The organism is Brevibacillus choshinensis (assembly GCF_001420695.1).
GTDB lineage: Bacteria > Bacillota > Bacilli > Brevibacillales > Brevibacillaceae > Brevibacillus > Brevibacillus choshinensis.
Window position 1 is genome coordinate 907,975 of sequence record NZ_LJJB01000013.1, and the last position, 17,879, is coordinate 925,853.

Here is a 17,879-nt window from a genome sequence, read left to right on the forward strand (position 1 = left end):
GTTTTTTTAATCGCCGAAAGGCAACTTAGCGAGATCTGTGCCTTTTAGGGTACGATAGCGAGTGGAGGGAAGATTGTGACGGAACCGATGCAGGATGTACAGCCGGTGACCTTGTCGTCACAGGCATTTTTGATATTATGCCGTCTCTATGACGGATGCTACGACGAGCTGAAACAAAATGAGCAGCTAACCGAACTGGTCGAGTCGATTGCGGATATTCTCTTGGCAGGTGTGGAAACGCTGGAGAAGCAAGAAACCAAACCAAAGAACATCACGTTCCCGCTGACGTTGCAGCAGGTTTTCCTGCTCAGAAGATTGGTCGTGGATTTGCTGGCTCACGCCCCGGTCGAAGAGGACGACAAGACCAAGCAGTGGCTTCAGGAATGCTTGACCGCTTTATCCGGAGGCGGAGGAAAAGCGAATGCCCCAATCTCCTGAGCTTCATGTCATTACGAACGGTCGACAGTCACTCGAAGAAGTGCTCCGCATGGCGGAAGCTGCTTACGCGGGTGGCATGGATTATTTACATATTCGGGAAAAACAACGTACGGCAAGAGAATGCATGGACTGGGTGTACGCATTAGCAGAGGTAGTGCCCAAGCAGCACTTAATCATCAATGATCGTGTAGATGTAGCAGCCGCAGTAGCATGTCGAGGTGCTCACTTAGCCTACCATAGCCTGAACCCGGTAGAAGCACGGAAAGTATTATCTCGTGAACAATGGATTGGACGTTCTGTGCATTCCGGCGTGGAAGCAGAGCAAGCTGCCCGAGAAGGGGTAAACTATGTCCTGTACGGGCATATATTTCCCAGCGGCTCCAAACCGGGTGCAGCGCCAAGAGGAACAACTGAGCTCGCTCAGATCACCTCAGGTCTCTCAATTCCTGTCATCGGCATTGGGGGGATTACTCCAGGGAATGTTGGTCAAGTTTTGGCAGCAGGGTGTGCAGGCGTTGCCGTGTTGTCAGGAATTACGGACGCTATTGACGTAAAGCAGGCAGCATTGGCATACCGAAACGCATTGGATACTTGGGAGGGGCACGTATAGATGAAAGACATAAAGGTATTGCGAGAAAAAATGGGAGTGTATTTTGTCGTCGGTACACAAGATTGTGGCTATTCGATCGAACGCACAGAGGAAATCGTTCGGGAAGCACTGCAGGGCGGAGTAAGAACCCTTCAGCTGCGCGACAAAGGAAGCAAATTACTTGCAGACGAGCGCTATGAACTGGGTCGTCAATTGCAAGCCCTTTGCCGTGAGCACGGAACTCTCTTTTTTGTGAATGATGATGTCGAGCTGGCTGTGCGCTTACAAGCGGATGGAATACATGTTGGCCAAGATGATATGAAACTGTCGGATGTTAGGAATGCTGTTGGACCAGACATGTACATCGGCGTTTCTGCTGGCACAGTGGATGAAGCGTTAGCTGCTCAGGCAGGTGGTGTAGACTGCATAGGAGTGGGAGCGATGTATGCGACTTCCTCCAAAGCAGATGCGGGCGAGCCAATCGGTCCCGCTGGATTGAGAGCGATCCGTGACGCAGTAGGTAGTGACCTGCCGATTGTCGGAATCGGGGGCATCACGGCGGATAATGCAGCAGAGGTGATTCGTGCCGGAGCAGACGGAGTAGCGATCATTAGTGCCATCAGTCGAGCCAGCTCACCACAGGAAGCGGCAATTGCCCTACAGGGAATTGTACGATCTGTCTAGCACGGACAGGTTGATAAATACATATGGTAGGTTAATAAAAAACTCGGTTGTTAAGAAGCGCCTTATGGCGTCCAAAAGGAGGTGGAGCCGATGAAAAATCGGATTTACCGGATCGGATACGAATGGGTCAGCAAGAGGGAACTGCTGGAGCGATTACTTGTGCATGATAGCGCATTGGTCGAACATAAAAGATTATACCCCTTGCCAGATGACCAAGAGACCGAAGTTCCGCCAGAAGAAGAACGACATTCTGTGCTTATCCGTAGTCAGCGTCGCACTGGAGAATGGGTAACCTTTAATGGCTTGTATGAAATTCTCGGGCGCGAGCCGATTCCGTGGATTGATTCGCCAATCGAATATCACCAGTTCGGGACGGAACTGATTCCAGGAAATATCCGCAGGGAAAAGGCACCCCAAGGGAGAATCCCGGCGCGTACAAAGCTGCAAGTTGCTGCTGTACGTCAAGATACTGTCTTTGTGACGGTTCCTGGCCATCCCTCGCGGCGCTATGAGATGTCGTTGTCACATGCACGATTTGCAAAAGATCATCCGACGGAATTGGAAATGAAGCTACAAGTCTATGCATTTCCTCCTCGTCCGGACATTTTTGTGGATTGGCTGTTGAAAGAGGGACGCAAATCAGGAATCATCACGCGGCCGAATCAGGAGCGTGTAGAAAAGTCTGCTTTTCAAGTGTGGGATGACCTTCGCAAAGAGTACGGAATCAGTGTCAGTGCCGCTTTGCTTGCAATTAAACAGGCATTGATTGTTTTGGATCGAGCGGGTGTAGAGATTGATTTTCCTTACCCCGTGCAGGAACGCTCTGACTTATCCTTGTTTAGTGAAGCAGAGCGAGATGCTTTTTACTCGTATCAATCCGTTCGCAGTGCGATGGCAGCAGTAGCCGCTCTCTTGACGATTGATCCCAAAGATCCCTTGCAGGATACATTGCTCATGGATATCATGCTGGAGCAACAAATGAACCGCAGGCGCGAATAGACTCGTCTGCGGTTATTTTGGCTTTGGCTGAAATCCAATGTATAATGGCAGAGTAGACCAATTTGCAAAGGACGTGACGAATATGTACGTATCCATGAACAGACTACAAGTGCCAGCCGATTATCAGTCACATTTGGAGCGAGCTTTCGGCGGTGGCGGCGAACGAATGAAAGAAGTTCCAGGATTTCTTGAGTTCCTTTTCCTTGCACCTACTGAAGGGGATGAGTACATCGTCTTCACGAAATGGGCGACGGAGGAAGACTTCAAAAACTGGACGCAAAGTGAAGCATTCAAACGTGCTCATTCGGGCAGCAACCCTAATAGTCCGGTCAAATCAGACTTGCGCAACTACCTCGTAAAATCGCATTCGTAATCGTAGGGCATTTGTCACCTGTTTGGGGCAAATGCCTTTTTACTATCACCGTTAGATTTTTGTCCCCATGGTTTCCCTCCGTTTGCTTTACATCTTGGCCCCATTCCGTCCATAATAGAAGCATTCCATAGATGGAAGAAATCTCCACTGCATAGTAAGAAGTAAAGGAGCCAGAGCGATTTGAAAAATCGAATACGCACTTATCTTACTCATCTGGCCCCTGTATTGGCGGCCGAAATGCTTTCATTTCTTTCCAATGGACACCGCGATTTTGCTACTAAACGAGAGGAGTGTACACACCCGAAGTCTTGGCTTGTACAATTGGTTTCGAGATTAGCAGAGACGGTGGAAACAGAAGATTATCGCGATTTGGAACACCACGTAGGGGATTTTGCCAGTACATGCACAAAACAGGGGATGTCCTTACTATTTGTAGTGGAGCGATTGCGGGTTTGCCGGGACAAGGTATTGGAGCATCTGAACAGAGACTCTGAATCGCTGGTCGTGACCAATGAAGATCGAGTGGCGTTCTATCAGATCCAATTACAGTTGTACCAGCTTGTCGATCAAGTGGTCGCTCGATTGCTGGAAAACGGACAACCACCAGATTCAGCGCAATACAAAGAGGATGCCGTGTTGTCACAGGGTGCACAGGGAGTTCTATTTTCAGCGGTAGCAGAACAAGAATTGGTTCAGCTCGTGCTTCAATCTAGTGATATCGCAGTGTTGATGATTGACCGACAGATGAAAATTATCGAAGCAAACTATGCGTTAGCAAGATTGTTTCAAGTCGATCGGGACAAGATCCTCGGAACGAACATCGATGAAACGTTCTGCCCGCATGAAAGCGAACGCTTTGTCCAATGGGTCATCGAACGTGGGCAATCGGGACATTATGTCGCGGAATACAACTCGCAATGGACGACAGTTAGCACCAGCCCGATTTATCATGAGGGAGAGGTGTGGGGCGCCATTGCTGTACTACGTAATGTAACGGACAGCAAGCGATATGAGGAAGAACTGACAAAAAGAGAAGCATTGGCAGCAGTAGGTCAACTAGCTGCAGGAATGGCACATGAAATTCGGAATCCGCTTACATCGATCAAAGGCTTTATCCAGTTACTGAGAGAGCAAGGCGAGCCCAATCGAAGTGAATCTTACTTTTCTGTCATCCTTACCGAGATTGAGCGGATTGATGGCTTGCTAAACGACGTTCTCGTCCTGGCACGGTACAGGGATGACAAAATCGTATCGGAGCTTTTCCCTTTGATGGAGGAAATCAATGGGGTCATACGTTTGCTAGAGCCTGAGGCAAATAGGCGAGGAATCAAGCTGGAGCTGCAAATTGCAGACGGAGAATGGTACATAGTCGGACATTGTTCCAGAATCAAACAGGCTGTTCTAAATATCTTGAAAAATGCATTTGAGGCATTAGTCAATCAAGGGTCACTGGTGAGCATTACGGTGTTTGCCTCGATTCATCAGGTCGTGATTACCGTTGAAGACGATGGGGAGGGCCTCTCCGAAGATACCTTGCAAAATCTCTTTGTCCCATTTTTCACGACGAAACAGGAAGGTACTGGATTGGGACTGTCTACGACACAAAGAATCATCAATGATCATGGGGGAGAAATCTTTGCAGATAACTCACCGAGACTGGGAGGAGCCCGCTTTGAGATTCGACTCCCTTTTCATGCCCAAGGGCAATGGTGAGGGTAACATACGAAAAGACGGAATGAATTCCGTCTTTTTTGTGCTTCTTATTTGACTAATTGATGGCGGAGGGCCATGGCAACAGCCTGAGTACGGTCCTCAACGCCCATTTTTTGAAGGATTCGATGGACATGGGTTTTTACTGTTCCTTCTGAAATGAATAGATTCTGGGCAATTTGATCGTTGCGGAATCCATAGGCAATTTGCTGCAAGACATCCAGCTCTCGGTCTGTTAAATCATCCAGCAGGATAGAAGCTGCTTGCGAATTTTCTGGTAAAGCCCGCTGAGATTGGAGGACTTCAGCCAAAGCCTTGGCAGCCGTTACAGTATGAAAGAGAGCTTCTCCCTGGTAGGCACGTCTAATCAGATCCAGCATCTCTTGAGAGTCTGCGTCTTTAAGCATGTAGCCAACTGCGCCTGCACGAATACCATCCACGACGTAGTTATGGTTGTCAAAGGTGGTCAAAATCAGCACTTTCAAGGCGGGTTTGAGTAGCATGATCTCGCGTGTCGCATCAATCCCGGACTTGTTGGGCATTTGCACATCCATCAAGACGACATCAGGAGTCAGTTCCCCGATGAGCTTTACCGCTTCATCTCCGTCTGAAGCCTCCCCGATCACTTCCATGTCCGGTTGCATTTGGATGACATAACCTAGTCCCTGACGGATCATCGTTTGGTCATCTACTAAAACCACACGAATTTTCTCTTGCTGCTTCGTTTCTGTCATCGCCGTGTGCTCCCTTCCTGTGTGAATGGTGTCAGTGGGATCTCCACATCGATTTGAAAGCCATGTGGTTCCCTCACAAAATAACGTAATCGTCCATTCAGCTTCTGCAGTCGTTCCTGAATCCCGGTTAATCCAAAACCAGGCTTGATGGTCGAACGATTGGTGATGCTTCCGTCATCACGAATGGTAAAAAAGACGTTGTTTCCCCGATGCTCCAATACGACTTCGATCTTTTTGGCGTCTGAGTGGCGCAAGGAATTTGTAACCGCTTCCTGTAAAATTCGGTAAAACGTAATCGTCGCTTCTTGAGACAAGGTTACATCGAGATCGTCACTGATGAGCTCCATTTTCACACCCGTGTGTTTTTCTGCCTGTGACAGGAGAGAGCGAAGGGGAGTGAGACCCAATGACGTTTTATCCATCGCTAATGTATGAACGGATGATCGAATTTCTTCGAGGCTTTGCTTGGCTACACCGAGCATATTTCGTACGGCCTCTTGTGCGAGGGGTGGACCATCCTGCAACATGTACCGCACTGCTTGCAGCTGTACGATAAGCGAAGTCAAGCTATGTCCGAGCGCGTCGTGAATATCACGAGCGATTCTGGTACGCTCTTCTAAAACGGCCACCTGCATGGTATGGAGAGCAGCTTCCTGCAGCTGGTCGTGAGCTTCCTGCAGCTCCGCGTGGGCCTTTTGCAGCTCTTCCAGATGCTTTTGGTTCATTTGATAGGCTTCATTTTGGATGCGGTATCCACGGGCACCAATGTAGCAACCGATATACGTCAAGATGAACGGGATGATGTGAACCAGTGGCAAGATGTTCTCGAAGTACATGGACAGCGTCGTACATACACCAAAAAAAGTGGCGTAGGCCAATGCGCGTCTACCCTCGACGTGAAACCCGATGAACACAGCCATCGGAAGCATCATTCCAAAGCCTTCTCCCCCTAAGAGCAAACTTTTGAGCAGGGAAAGCGACCCAAGCAAAATCGAAACTAGCTCAATCTGGAAAGGCTTCCAATTTCTTTTGGACGCCCAGAACAAGACGATATAGCAAAAGAATAGTACCATAGTAGTGAAAAACTGTATGGGAGTTTCCCGCATAAATGAATTCGGTAATAACGCCAGGACGATGAGAACAGAAAACCAGATGATCAATAAACGTTTTTGGATTGCCTTTATACTCATACTCAACAAAGAGACATCCTTCTTTCTCTGTCGGGATTATCGCTTAGTTTCATTCTAGCATGCGTTGTCGTCTATCTCCAGATAGATACCGTACACTTGGAAATCAACCAACTGGTAGACTTCACTACCTAGGACTGTAGGTAGAATAAAGTTGGTAAATGTCCGATTTTGTTAGGATGGGACTTAGTTACGTAGTGAATGCAAGGGGAGGCTTTCATGAAAGAACTGATTCAGCTGGCAAAGCTCCTGCGAGAAGCGAGTGCTTTGTTTTCATCGATTTCGAAAAAGGAACTGGACACCGGGGATGTTACATGGCAACAGGTTCTGATCCTAGAGCAAATTGAAAAGGGTCCAAAGACGATGGGAGACATTAGTAAGGCTGTCGATCTTTCATACAGTACCACTTCTGGGCTGATTAACAGGCTCGAACAAGAGGATCTGGTGAGGAGGTTTCGAGATATAAGTGATCGGCGCATCGTGTGGGTCTCCCTGACTGATCGCGTATTCGAACAGGATGGGGTGGAGTTGGATGATCCTCACGCAATCTCATCTCTTCATGCGTTACAAGATTTATTTTCACAAGAAAAGAAACTGACTAGCTGATCTAAAAGAGGTGAGTAAAATTGAATTTGTCAGAACTCTCGATTAAACGCCCCGTCACGATGATCATGCTGACGGTGGCCATGCTTATTTTTGGCTTCGTGTCTCTCCCGCGTCTGGCGATCGATTTGATGCCTGACTTGAACTTTCCAGTAGCGGTCGTTGTTACGTCCGTCGATGGGGGTTCACCGAGCGAGGTAGAGAAACTGGTTACGAAGCCGATTGAAAATGCTCTGGGGACGGTTTCAGACCTAGATAGTATTTCCTCGGTCTCCGTAGAAGGTGCTTCCCAGGTCATCCTGATGTTCAACTGGGGAACAGATCTGGATCAAGCAACGCTGGATATGCGGGAAAAAGTGGATCAGGTTCGAGGAGCACTGCCTGACTCCGCACACGCACCACGTGTATTGCGTATCGATCCAAACAGCCAGCCGATCATCCAGTTTGCTGTAACGGGTGATCAGGATGTAAACAAGTTGAAATCAATGGCTGAAGATTTGATCCAATCCCGCTTGGAGCGGATCGATGGTGTAGCATCTGCCTCCATCAGTGGTGGTCAAGATCGCATCATCGATGTCGTCGTAGACCCTGCGAAGCTAGCAGCTTACGGATTGACACTCGATCAGATCCAGCAATCCTTGAGTAGTAGCAACCTTTCCGGTTCAGCAGGTGCTGTTCGTGAAGGGGACGGAAAATTAAACATCCGGGTACAAGGTGAATTTGCCAACGTAGAGCAAATTGCTTTGACTCCAATTTCATTAGGGTTGGGCGGTTCCCTTCGCTTGAGTGACATTGCCCAAGTGAAGGATACTACGGAAGAAGTCTCGCAATTAAGCTATGTAAATGGAAAGCCAAGTCTGGGTATTTCCATCACGAAGGGTTCTGGTGGGAACACCATTGAAGTAGCCGATGAAGTGAAAAAAGAGATGGAAAAGATCAAAAAGGATTTGCCTGATAACATTCAGATAACGACAACGCTTGATACGTCAACCTACATCAAGGACTCCATCTATACAACAGCAGAGCATGCGCTGTTGGGTGGGTTGGTCGGGATTATCCTGTTGTTCTTCTTCCTGGGAAGCTTCCAGTCGATGATCATCGCTATCATCGTATTGCCTGTTTCGATCGTGGCAACCTTCCTGCTCATGTATATGACGGGGCAGACGATCAACTTGATCTCCCTATCCGGTTTGACGTTAGGTCTGGGGTCACTGATTGACTTCGCGGTCGTAATGCTGGAGAACATCTTCCGTCAACGAGAAAAAGGAAAAGGCATGATGGAAGCAGCGTTGATTGGTTCCAAAGAAGTTGGGACGGCCGTTATGGCATCCGCTCTGGCGCAAATTTGCGTTTTCTTGCCAATTGCTTTGACGGAAGGGATCGCGTCAGAATTGTTTGGTCCATTGGCGCTGACGGTCGTATTCTCCCACATCGCTGCGCTGGTGTTTTCGCTTTTGCTCGTTCCTATGTTGAGCTCGCGCATTCTGAAAAAAGTGCCGGAACATGGGAATCGCAAAGATTACAAAGGTTGGAACCCCGTTATTTGGTTCAATATTGGATTCCATAAAGTGGAAAAGGCTTATGCGAAATTGCTGGGCTGGTCGCTGGGTCACCGCAAAACCGTCATGATCTCTGCGGTTGTAATGATGGTAGGTTCCCTGGCACTGACGCCATTGATCGGTGCAGAGTTTATTCCAAGCATGGACCAAGGCCAAGTATCGGTTTCCATCAAGATGCCAAACGGCACGGTGTTGGCTGAGACTGAAAAAGTAACCAAACAAGTAGAAGACATCGTAAATCAGGTGCCTGAAAAGGACATCGTTGCTACTTCTATCGGTAGCAACGGCTCGCCACTTGCAAGTACCTTGTCATCGAATCAGGCGACGATCACTTTGATGCTGGTGGATGTAACGGAGCGACAACGATCATCAGATGATGTCGTGATGGATTTAACGGAAAAACTGAAGTCGATTGCTGGTCCTGAAATTAAAGTAAGTGCTGCCCAAGGGATGTCTACGGGATCTCCTGTCGAGCTGACCGTTCGCGGGGATGACCTCGATGTACTCAAAGACATCAGTGGCATCATCAAAGGCGAAGTAGAAAGTGTGCCAGGTACGAATAACGTAACAACCAGCTTGGAAGAATCCAGACAGGAATTTGAAGTGAAGGTAGACGCGGAAAAGGCAAGTCTGTACGGCTTGACTACTGGTCAAATCCTTTCTTCTGTACGGACTTCTTTCCAAGGTCAGACGGTTACGAAATATCGTACAGGTGATGACGAAATTGACATTAAGCTGCAGTTGCCTAAAAATTATCAGGAAGATATCAACTACTTGAACAATCTGCGCATTTCTGCACAAGGCGGGGCGCAAGTAGCTCTTTCTTCTGTCGCATCGATTAGCAAAGTAGACGTTCCATTGACCATTAATCGTTCCAACATGACTCGTGAAGTGAAAATTACGAGTGATTTGGCTGGACGTGACCTGAATTCCGTTTCGAAAGACATTCAGGCAAAAGTGGATAAACTGAACCTTCCTGACGGATACAAATTGGAATTCGGTGGACAAAGTCAGGACATGGCGGAATCGTTTGGTAGTCTGGCGCTTGCGATTGTATTATCCGTCGTGTTGCTCTACATGGTAATGGCAGCACAGTTTGAATCTCTGTACAGTCCGTTCATCATCATGTTCTCCGTTCCACCGACAGTCACAGGCGTACTGCTTGGCTTGCTCGTAACAGGAACGCCGATCAGCGTATCCGTATTGATCGGTTACATCCTGCTGATCGGTCTGGTCGTGAACAACGCGATCGTACTGATCGACTACGTCAACCAATTGCGTGCACAGGGCTGGGAATTGCGCGATGCGATCTTACATGCGGGTCCAATCCGCCTGCGACCTATCTTGATGACTACGTTGACAACGATTCTGGCAATCGGACCGCTGGCATTCTCCGGCGGATCGGGTACAGAAACACAAGCACCAATGGCGGTTACCGTTATCTTTGGTTTGAGCTTCGCCACACTGATTACGCTTGTCCTGGTGCCTGTCGTTACTTCGTGGTTTGATGATATGGGCAAAAAGCGTCGTGATCGCAAAGCAAAACGAAAAGCAAAGAAAGAAGCTAAGAAAAACGCCAAAAACGCTCCCGCTTTGGAAGTGTAGTACGTTTGTGGGATAAGGAGGGACATATATGATTAAAGTCAATAAACCCGTCATTCTAGCGTTGCTCGCCATCAGTTTGGTGGCAGGTTGTTCCAGCCCGCAAGCGGCAGAAACGCCAACAGAAAAGACGGAGTCAGCTACACCCGTTCAGGTGGAGCAAGTAGCCACCGGTACAGTCAACTCCGAATCTGGGCTGACTGCCAAACTGGCACCGAGTGAGGAAGTGCAGATCACTCCGAAAGTAAACGGAAAGATCACGTCACTTCCAGTGAAACTGGGGCAGCATGTCAATAAAGGACAGCTGTTGTTCAAAATTGACGAACAAGACCTGAGCAACAGTGTGCAGCAGGCTGAAGCCGCTTATCGTGTCGCTCAGGCGAACCTGAAACAAACCAATAGCAGCTCCGACCAAGGTCTGGTTCAAGCGAGAAATGGCTTGAAACAGGCTGAACAAGCACTCGCAGATGCCAAGCTGAATCAGCAACGGATGCATCAATTGTTTACCCAAGGTGCGATTTCATCCCAACAGATGGAGCAAGCCAATACGCAATTGACAAATGCACAGACCTCTTTTGCAAATGCTCAGCAAAGCCTGCAAGCCGCTCAACAAAAGACCGGAACGCAAGTATCTGAGGCATCGGTCAACCAATCCGCAGTCAGTCTGCAAAATGCGCGTGAGTCGTTGGCAAACGCTACGGTTACAGCTCCCATCAGCGGTTTCGTGTCCAGTGTGACAGGAGCAGTCGGACAAATGGCAGGACAACAACCGGTAGTTGTGATCGTGAATACGAATCCTTTGCTGGTGAAAGCGAATTTGTCTGAAGCAGATATTACCAAAGTGAAGGTCGGTACAGCTGTTAAGGTAAACGTGCAATCGACAGGAAACACGATCGACGCAAAAGTGACTGCTGTGAGTCCAGTCATGGATTCTTCACTCAAAGCTTATCCGATTGAAATAACCATTCCGAATGCGGATAACGCACTGAAATCGGACATGGTCGTTAATGTAACATTCCCGAATGTTTCCTCCGAACAAAAGGACAGCTTGGTAATTTCTCGCAAAGCTGTGTTCGAGCGTGAAGGCAAACAATATGTATTCAAGCTGGAAGGCGACGTAGCCAAACAGGTAGAAGTGGCAACAGGCGCAGGTTCCAGCGATACGATCGAGATCACCTCAGGTTTGGCAGCAGGAGATCAGATCGTTGTGAAAGGTCAAACCCTTCTGCATGATGGCAGTAAAGTGAGCATTCAGAAGTAAGCGAATAGCCGGGGAAGAAGGACGAACGAAAAGGGGCGGAGAGTTTTCCGCCTCTTTTTTTTGTCGACAAAGAGCACGTACATTTGATGCAGAGAGGAAGTACAGATGCTGCATTTAGTGTACATAATAATTATTACGTAAACTTAAATGTCACGGTTTTAAGACAAAGTGTTCCGGCCACTTTTGACAACAGGAAAGATTCGTTACAATAAGGGAGATAGTGGATGAAACAACCTCGGAGGTATGTATGTCTGGAAATCTTTCCATCTTGTTAGCTTTTGGTGCAGGCTTTCTCTCGTTTATTTCACCTTGCTGCTTACCGCTGTACCCGTCATTTTTATCATACATAACTGGGATCACCGTCGATGAAGTGAAAAAAGGGAGGACCGTCTTCCAAAAACAGGCTCTCATGCACACCTTGTTTTTCATCATCGGCTTTTCCATTATTTTCATCGCACTCGGTTTGTCTACCTCTTGGATCGGCAGCTTGTTTGTGAACCAAAAGGATTTGATTCGCCAGCTTGGCGGTATTTTGCTCGTGGTCATCGGACTCGTCATGCTTCAAGTGTTTAAAATGGATTGGATGATGCGCTCATTCAAAGTGGATTTAAAATCACGACCATTAGGGTATACTGGGTCCATACTGGTAGGAATGACGTACGCGGCTGGGTGGACGCCTTGCGTGGGACCGATTCTTTCCGGGATTATTGTCATGGGTGTGACGGATCCTTCTAGAGCATTGACGTACACGCTTGCTTATACCCTAGGGTTTGCCATTCCATTTTTTGTGATGACGTTCTTTATCAGCAAAGTAAGTGCGATCGTCAAATACTCCGACCAATTTATGAAAGTAGGCGGGGGCATCATGATTTTGTTCGGGGTGCTCTTGTATACAGATAAATTGACGGATATTACTCGTGTCCTGATTCAACTGTTCGGTGGCTTTACGGGCTTCTGATTGAGTGAAACAGAGGTGAAGACATGAACAAACTGGTGTTGGCGATGCTAGTGACTGTAGGTGTCGGCTATGCCGTTTGGCAGCAACCGCAGGAATCGGCCGCAGTCGTAGCAGAGATACAAAAGCCGGAGGTAGGTTATCTGGCTCCCCATTTCACCTTGACTGGCTTAGATAACCAGGTATATAAGGTCGAAGGAAAGCGAACCAAGCCCGTCATTCTCAACTTCTGGGCTTCCTGGTGTGGACCATGCCGTATGGAAGCGCCAGATCTGCAAAAGCTCCATGAGAAGTACAAGAGTCAAGTCGATTTTTACGGTGTCAACGTGACGAATAACGACAGCCCAGAAGCCGCGGCAGCTTTTGTCCAAGCTTACAAGCTATCCTTTCCGATCCCCATGGATGTCGCAGGTACGGTGTCCAATCGCTATTTGATCCAAGCCTTTCCGACGACCTATTTGGTGGATAAGGAAGGGGTCGTACGTAAGAAAATTATTGGAATGATCGACGCCGCTACACTTGAACTGGAATTGCGCAAGCTTATCAATGAATAATCGTCAGAATGGTACCTGAACGCTGTGTGAATGCACAGCGTTTTTTTGTATCGCTTGTCCGGAGAACCATCACGGAGGTGGGGCAATGACAGACAGATCCTGTTTTAAGAGCCCTGTTTTTCTCCTCGATAGAGCGATGAAGTAGCAGCAACGGTTGAGGGAGTTGCCTATTTTCATGTCAAAAGTCTAGTTTTGTGCACTTGCCTAAAGAAAAGGGTTGTTCTCCCTCATAGACTGGAGTGATCTAGGGCTAAGGGAGGAAAACAGATGGCCAAGGCAAAGAAAGTAAAGAAGAAAAATTCACGGCAGCATCCCAATCAGGTAAATTTGAAAATTGTGACTTCTGCCACCTGTCAGGCGTGCAAGCAACAGTGTGCCCGGGGGTTGGCATATCTCGAAGAAATGTCCCAGCCCGGTGCGATCGGATATGGAGTTCCATGTATTTTAACCAAACGTCAGTCTTGACGTTCGGACAGGTCTGGATTGGTAGTTGCGTAATCCCTCTTTCAAGTCAAAAGAGGGATTATTTTTTATGGGTTCCATGCATCGGCGCATTCTATGGCAAGATCGTCTGGCATGTACTATACTGAAGAGACTTCCATTTTGCCGACGAAAGGAGGGTGATTTTGTGCGTCCGTTGCAAATATCGCCCGAAACAGCCATTAAGCTGGCTGAAAAACTCAATGTTCCACTCGAGCAGCTCATGCATATGCCGCAACACATTTTAATTCAAAAAATGATGGAGCTGGCCAAACAGGAAGAAGACGAAGGAACAAAAGAGTAGGACCAGAAAGTCTAAGAGTGTCCTGCTTAGAATCAGTTGGGCAACTCCCGCAAGTTACGTCCCAAACTAAAGTCGAAGACAGGATTTATGACAAATGATGTGGAAAAGGTAAGCAACATACATAGAGATCAAGGGAGGAAACAGAATGTCGACCAATGTGTCCCATAAGTTTCGGACGGGGATTAAACCACAGGCGTTTGTGGATGGCATGACCAAAAATCAAGAGGCGTTCCAAGGCTGGAAGGAATCGTTTTCTTGGCCGAGTGAAGAAGATCGTGCGTTTTTTGCATCCCTCGCAAATCGGGATGACCTGCGTTGCTTGATACTGGCTGCAGATTGGTGCGGTGACGTAGTTCGCAACGTACCCGTGGTTCTGGAAGCACTAAAAGACACGGAGATCCCGACCGAAATCTTGATCATGGAAGACCATCTGGAATTCATGGATGAGAATCTCACGATGGGCGGTCGCTCCATCCCAGTCGTCATTTTTGCGGATACAGGTGGGCATGTACTGGCGAAGTGGGGCCCGCGTCCGAAGCATGTGCAAGATGTCATGATCGCATTCAAACAAAAGAATCCAGACCGCACTGCTCCTGACTATGATGAAAACATTAAAGCGGCTCGTGCGGAAATGCTTCAGCAATACGGAGATGGACCTGGTTACCAGGCGGTAATCGTAAAAGAGCTGAGAGAGCTGCTTTCTTCTATTTAATGGCGGAACAGATCACAACGATTGACGGCGGGCGGAGGGATCTCTCCGCCTGTTGTTGTGTGAATTAGCGAGTGTATAACAAGATGGAGTCATAGAAAGGTTGAACGAAATGCATTACTACGGAAACGAAACGATCATGTCATTGGAGCAAGTGCTGCGTTTGAAACCATCTGAGGTCCGCATCCTGGAGTGGGTCCGCACCTATGAATTTTTGGAGAACAGCTATGGGATCGATGAGTCAGTCCCTTATTTCCTGGATATTTTGTGCGAGACAGAAGGGGTGCGTATTCGGAAAAACCGGATCGTTGATTTTCCTGAGTATGTCTGTGAGGAAGAGCAGCGCTTTGCGGATGTAGAACAAGCATTGGCAGTTTTCCATCAGTGGGCAGAGGAAATCCTGAAGAAAATAGCGAAGGACTAGTCCGAAATCTGTTGACTCATTAGGCTGTTCATGATAGATTAAATCTTGTCGCTTCTGAATGAAAGATTTTCTTTCAGGCGAATAGAGCACATACGGGGAGATAGCGAAGTGGCTAAACGCGGCAGACTGTAAATCTGCTCCCTCTGGGTTCGGCGGTTCGAATCCGTCTCTCCCCACCATTGATTTTCTATCAGTGATGTGCTATCATAGATTTACAGATTGAACATGCCGGTGTGGCGGAATGGCAGACGCGCGCGACTCAAAATCGTGAGGGAAACCGTGGGGGTTCAAGTCCCTTCACCGGCACCACTACTTACATAACGAAAAGCAGAGTTCCCGTTTTGCGGGTGTAGTTCAATGGTAGAACTCTAGCTTCCCAAGCTAGCGGCGTGGGTTCGATTCCCATCACCCGCTCCATACAGAATGTCAAAAAACCTTGAGAAATCAAGGTTTTTTTGTTTTTAAACGATTATATTCAATTAGTTTCTAAGTGGATCTTAAGGCACTTGTTGACGTATTGTTGACGGGTACTATTATTCTGCCCCTGGTCCCCGCGGATCAAATTTGTCTAATTTCTCAGCTGCTTCCCGACTAACCTTTTTGGTTACATGAGCGTATAAGTCAGCAGTAGTTTGATGCTTTGTATGACCCAATCTTTCCTGGATAGCTTTTAGTCCCACTCCAGCATCAATAAGTAAGGTAGCAGCAGTGTGGCGCAAATCATGTAACCTAATATGTTTCAACCCGTGACGCTTTATAAATGTATGCCATGTTGCGGTAGGAGTAGTGTGATAGTAAGGTTTTCCTATTCCATTGTGAAAGACGTATTGTCGATTCCCGGCCGTCCATTGATCCCCACATTGCTGTTGCACCTTTTTCCATTCGTTGTAATAATCTTTTAATTCCCGTATGTACCAATCTGGCATGACAACGATGCGCTCAGATTCTTCGGTCTTCGGTTTTTTTACGACTGCTTTGCCATCTTCAGTAAGAGAAATACTTTTCTGAAGTGAGAAAGTGTTTTCAATGAAATTAACATCATCCCACTCGAGTGCCAGAAGCTCACCTCGTCTATACCCACCGAGCATGGCTCCAAGAAAATACAGCCTCCAGTGGGTTGGTTCTTCGTATAGAGCAGCAATAACATCTCGTACCTCGTTTTCTTCATAAAACTTCATCTTGCGCCTTTCAATCTTAGGCTGCTTTGTATCATCCATTGGGTTCCTATTTATAAGGCGCCAATCAGTAGCTCTATCTAAGACGGATTTTAATACCTTATAAATATACAAGACAGTAGAAGCGGATAAAGTATCTCCTTTGCCATCCTTGCGGGACTTTTCTAATTCATTGATAAAGCTTACAACATGAATGGTTTTTATCTGGCTCAACTGTAGATGGCCAAACACAGGATTGATATGAGTTTTTAAATGGACCAAGTAAGTTATTAAAGTAAGAGGACTGAGTTCTTTTTCGGCAAACTTTTTAGTCCATTCTTTCTCTACGAATTCGGAGAACAGCATTTTTTCAGGCGAGATATATTCACCGGATTCAACATCAATCTTAAATTTTGTTAATTCGAGTTCGAGATGTTCTTTCAGTTTCTTGGGTGTAAGTTTTTCAGTAATACGAATTGTTTTTGTACGCTTAAGGCGCTTTCCATTAGCAGAATAGCCAGATTCAACAACGAGTAAATAAGAGTTGTCACCACGTTTTTGAATACTTGCCACACACTGTCACCTCCAAAAAATAAAAAATATATTCTAATTATGTCCAAATTGATATTGTCGGATACTTCTGACGTTTATTGGAGATCCATATTTCTACTAGGACACGTGGTTTGGAATACAATAAAAAACCTCCTCTCAATTTATCCTAGAGGGGAGATTTTGGTTTGCAGGTCAAATCGCAGCGAGTCAATCGCTTGTTTCTTTTGTTCCAGGTCGGCAGGGGTGTAAATGAATGTAGTCACTAAGCTTTTATGGCTAAGAAGTTCCTGTAACGTACGGATATCCTCATAGTAAGGATTATCACGTGAATGTTACAGCCTCGTCGGAAAGGTGTGTCGAAAATAATGGAGCGTCCACGATGCGTTTTCGAATGGGACCGAAACTTTTCCGGATGTACCTGATGATTATCAGGAACTTTTGCAAAACAGCTTCCTGATAATGTAGATCATCGGAACCAAGACCCATCAGTTATTGGTACGTATGTTTTTTTGTTGTTTACATAATACATATTCTGGAATGGGAAAACGAGAGTTATAGAGTCGGTCCGATAATTATTGGTGCGTCCGGGGGAGTTATGGGTTCCGTCCTTGGTAGTTATGTTTGACATCTAATGCTATATATAAACCGCTCATATTGAGTGCCATACAATTTAATTTATTCAATTCACTACTTCTCTACAATGGAAAGCCCCTCCGAATTAGCATTGTCGTCTTCCACATCACCAGTGATAAAAAAAGTAAAACGAAGCAGATTAAACTAATCATGAAGTACATAGTGATCCGGTCAAACATTAGCCAAGTGACATTCACAGTACCAATCGTGATGAAAAACGGGGATTGAAACTGGGAAGCTGTGTTTTGTCCGAATGTTAAAAGCGGGACAGAAGTGGAGATCAGAAATAAGGGGAGAAGGAAACGCTTTAACCATAATCTTAGCAACAAGTAGGAATACGAAGTTCCGAAATAACTTGTCCAGTTATGTATGAAA

General features: G+C 46.9%; 18 protein-coding genes and 3 tRNA genes. 18 read left to right on the forward strand and 3 right to left on the reverse strand.

Annotated features, from left to right (window positions below; genetic code table 11):
* Positions 1-75 precede the first annotated feature (75 nt).
* The 6 genes from AN963_RS24565 (at position 76) to AN963_RS24590 (ending at position 4,796) form a co-directional block, all read left to right on the forward strand.
* On the forward strand, positions 76-438 hold the full coding sequence (locus AN963_RS24565) for a hypothetical protein (RefSeq protein ID WP_055747160.1): 363 nt from the start codon (positions 76-78) through the stop codon (positions 436-438).
* Positions 422-1,048, forward strand: a complete 627-nt coding sequence (locus AN963_RS24570) for a thiamine phosphate synthase (RefSeq protein WP_055747161.1) — start codon at positions 422-424, stop codon at positions 1,046-1,048. The genes AN963_RS24565 and AN963_RS24570 overlap by 17 nt, the downstream gene beginning before the upstream one ends.
* Positions 1,049-1,711, forward strand: coding sequence for a thiamine phosphate synthase (gene thiE, locus AN963_RS24575; RefSeq protein ID WP_055747162.1), 663 nt, complete (start codon positions 1,049-1,051; stop codon positions 1,709-1,711).
* Positions 1,712-1,801: 90 nt separating this feature from the next.
* Positions 1,802-2,710 (forward strand): hypothetical protein, encoded by a 909-nt coding sequence (locus AN963_RS24580; RefSeq protein ID WP_055747163.1) that lies wholly within the window; start codon positions 1,802-1,804, stop codon positions 2,708-2,710.
* Positions 2,711-2,792: 82 nt separating this feature from the next.
* Positions 2,793-3,083 carry an antibiotic biosynthesis monooxygenase family protein gene (locus AN963_RS24585; RefSeq protein ID WP_055747164.1) on the forward strand — a complete coding sequence of 97 codons (291 nt, stop codon included), beginning with the start codon at positions 2,793-2,795 and terminating at the stop codon, positions 3,081-3,083.
* Positions 3,084-3,263: 180 nt separating this feature from the next.
* Positions 3,264-4,796, forward strand: a complete 1,533-nt coding sequence (locus tag AN963_RS24590; protein WP_055747165.1) for a two-component system sensor histidine kinase NtrB — start codon at positions 3,264-3,266, stop codon at positions 4,794-4,796.
* Between the two features lie 47 nt (positions 4,797-4,843).
* On the opposite strand, the gene AN963_RS24595 is transcribed toward AN963_RS24590, so the two are convergent.
* A complete protein-coding gene (locus AN963_RS24595) occupies positions 4,844-5,527 on the reverse strand; it encodes a response regulator (RefSeq protein WP_055747166.1) in 684 nt (227 codons plus the stop codon).
* Entirely contained in the window at positions 5,524-6,717 is a 1,194-nt protein-coding gene (locus AN963_RS24600) for a sensor histidine kinase (RefSeq protein WP_083497099.1), read from the reverse strand. The genes AN963_RS24595 and AN963_RS24600 overlap by 4 nt, the downstream gene beginning before the upstream one ends.
* Positions 6,718-6,933: 216 nt before the next feature.
* Between AN963_RS24600 and AN963_RS24605 the strand changes: the two genes are divergently transcribed.
* The 12 genes from AN963_RS24605 to AN963_RS24655 all read left to right on the forward strand — a co-directional run bounded on the left by AN963_RS24605 (position 6,934) and on the right by AN963_RS24655 (position 15,582).
* Positions 6,934-7,320 (forward strand): MarR family winged helix-turn-helix transcriptional regulator, encoded by a 387-nt coding sequence (locus tag AN963_RS24605; RefSeq protein WP_055747167.1) that lies wholly within the window; start codon positions 6,934-6,936, stop codon positions 7,318-7,320.
* A gap of 20 nt (positions 7,321-7,340) precedes the next feature.
* Positions 7,341-10,481: an efflux RND transporter permease subunit gene (locus AN963_RS24610; RefSeq protein WP_055747168.1), complete on the forward strand. Its 3,141-nt coding sequence runs from the start codon at positions 7,341-7,343 to the stop codon at positions 10,479-10,481.
* Positions 10,482-10,509: 28 nt separating this feature from the next.
* Positions 10,510-11,739, forward strand: coding sequence for an efflux RND transporter periplasmic adaptor subunit (locus AN963_RS24615; RefSeq protein ID WP_055747169.1), 1,230 nt, complete (start codon positions 10,510-10,512; stop codon positions 11,737-11,739).
* A gap of 247 nt (positions 11,740-11,986) precedes the next feature.
* Positions 11,987-12,697, forward strand: coding sequence for a cytochrome c biogenesis CcdA family protein (locus AN963_RS24620; RefSeq protein ID WP_055747170.1), 711 nt, complete (start codon positions 11,987-11,989; stop codon positions 12,695-12,697).
* A 23-nt stretch (positions 12,698-12,720) separates the two neighbouring features.
* Positions 12,721-13,248 (forward strand): TlpA family protein disulfide reductase, encoded by a 528-nt coding sequence (locus AN963_RS24625; protein ID WP_055747171.1) that lies wholly within the window; start codon positions 12,721-12,723, stop codon positions 13,246-13,248.
* A gap of 267 nt (positions 13,249-13,515) precedes the next feature.
* The gene (locus AN963_RS24630; protein WP_055747172.1) at positions 13,516-13,713 is read left to right on the forward strand and encodes a hypothetical protein; all 198 of its coding nucleotides are present in this window, start codon (positions 13,516-13,518) and stop codon (positions 13,711-13,713) included.
* Positions 13,714-13,876: 163 nt separating this feature from the next.
* Positions 13,877-14,032 carry a YycC family protein gene (locus tag AN963_RS30575; RefSeq protein WP_083497047.1) on the forward strand — a complete coding sequence of 52 codons (156 nt, stop codon included), beginning with the start codon at positions 13,877-13,879 and terminating at the stop codon, positions 14,030-14,032.
* Positions 14,033-14,177: 145 nt separating this feature from the next.
* The gene (locus AN963_RS24635; protein WP_055747173.1) at positions 14,178-14,744 is read left to right on the forward strand and encodes a thioredoxin family protein; all 567 of its coding nucleotides are present in this window, start codon (positions 14,178-14,180) and stop codon (positions 14,742-14,744) included.
* A 109-nt stretch (positions 14,745-14,853) separates the two neighbouring features.
* Positions 14,854-15,165, forward strand: coding sequence for a hypothetical protein (locus tag AN963_RS24640; protein ID WP_055747863.1), 312 nt, complete (start codon positions 14,854-14,856; stop codon positions 15,163-15,165).
* Between the two features lie 94 nt (positions 15,166-15,259).
* A tRNA-Tyr gene (locus tag AN963_RS24645) sits at positions 15,260-15,344 on the forward strand.
* A 48-nt stretch (positions 15,345-15,392) separates the two neighbouring features.
* Positions 15,393-15,474, forward strand: a tRNA-Leu gene (locus tag AN963_RS24650).
* A 34-nt stretch (positions 15,475-15,508) separates the two neighbouring features.
* Positions 15,509-15,582: transfer RNA gene (locus AN963_RS24655), tRNA-Gly, on the forward strand.
* A 116-nt stretch (positions 15,583-15,698) separates the two neighbouring features.
* Here the strand turns inward: AN963_RS24655 and AN963_RS24660 are convergent.
* Positions 15,699-16,892, reverse strand: coding sequence for a tyrosine-type recombinase/integrase (locus AN963_RS24660; RefSeq protein ID WP_055747174.1), 1,194 nt, complete (start codon positions 16,890-16,892; stop codon positions 15,699-15,701).
* Positions 16,893-17,879: the final 987 nt, after the last annotated feature.

Bases quoted from the DNA above. Each gene is read 5' to 3' on its own strand.
- AN963_RS24630 (WP_055747172.1), top strand. From the start codon at position 13,516: ATGGCCAAGGCAAAGAAAGTAAAGAAGAAAAATTCACGGCAGCATCCC.
- AN963_RS24620 (WP_055747170.1), top strand. From the start codon at position 11,987: ATGTCTGGAAATCTTTCCATCTTGTTAGCTTTTGGTGCAGGCTTTCTC.
- AN963_RS24595 (WP_055747166.1), bottom strand. From the start codon at position 5,527: ATGACAGAAACGAAGCAGCAAGAGAAAATTCGTGTGGTTTTAGTAGAT.
- AN963_RS24635 (WP_055747173.1), top strand. From the start codon at position 14,178: ATGTCGACCAATGTGTCCCATAAGTTTCGGACGGGGATTAAACCACAG.
- AN963_RS24640 (WP_055747863.1), top strand. From the start codon at position 14,854: ATGCATTACTACGGAAACGAAACGATCATGTCATTGGAGCAAGTGCTG.
- thiE (WP_055747162.1), top strand. From the start codon at position 1,049: ATGAAAGACATAAAGGTATTGCGAGAAAAAATGGGAGTGTATTTTGTC.
- AN963_RS24585 (WP_055747164.1), top strand. From the start codon at position 2,793: ATGTACGTATCCATGAACAGACTACAAGTGCCAGCCGATTATCAGTCA.
- AN963_RS24580 (WP_055747163.1), top strand. From the start codon at position 1,802: ATGAAAAATCGGATTTACCGGATCGGATACGAATGGGTCAGCAAGAGG.
- AN963_RS24570 (WP_055747161.1), top strand. From the start codon at position 422: ATGCCCCAATCTCCTGAGCTTCATGTCATTACGAACGGTCGACAGTCA.
- AN963_RS24600 (WP_083497099.1), bottom strand. From the start codon at position 6,717: ATGAGTATAAAGGCAATCCAAAAACGTTTATTGATCATCTGGTTTTCT.
- AN963_RS24615 (WP_055747169.1), top strand. From the start codon at position 10,510: ATGATTAAAGTCAATAAACCCGTCATTCTAGCGTTGCTCGCCATCAGT.
- AN963_RS24625 (WP_055747171.1), top strand. From the start codon at position 12,721: ATGAACAAACTGGTGTTGGCGATGCTAGTGACTGTAGGTGTCGGCTAT.
- AN963_RS24605 (WP_055747167.1), top strand. From the start codon at position 6,934: ATGAAAGAACTGATTCAGCTGGCAAAGCTCCTGCGAGAAGCGAGTGCT.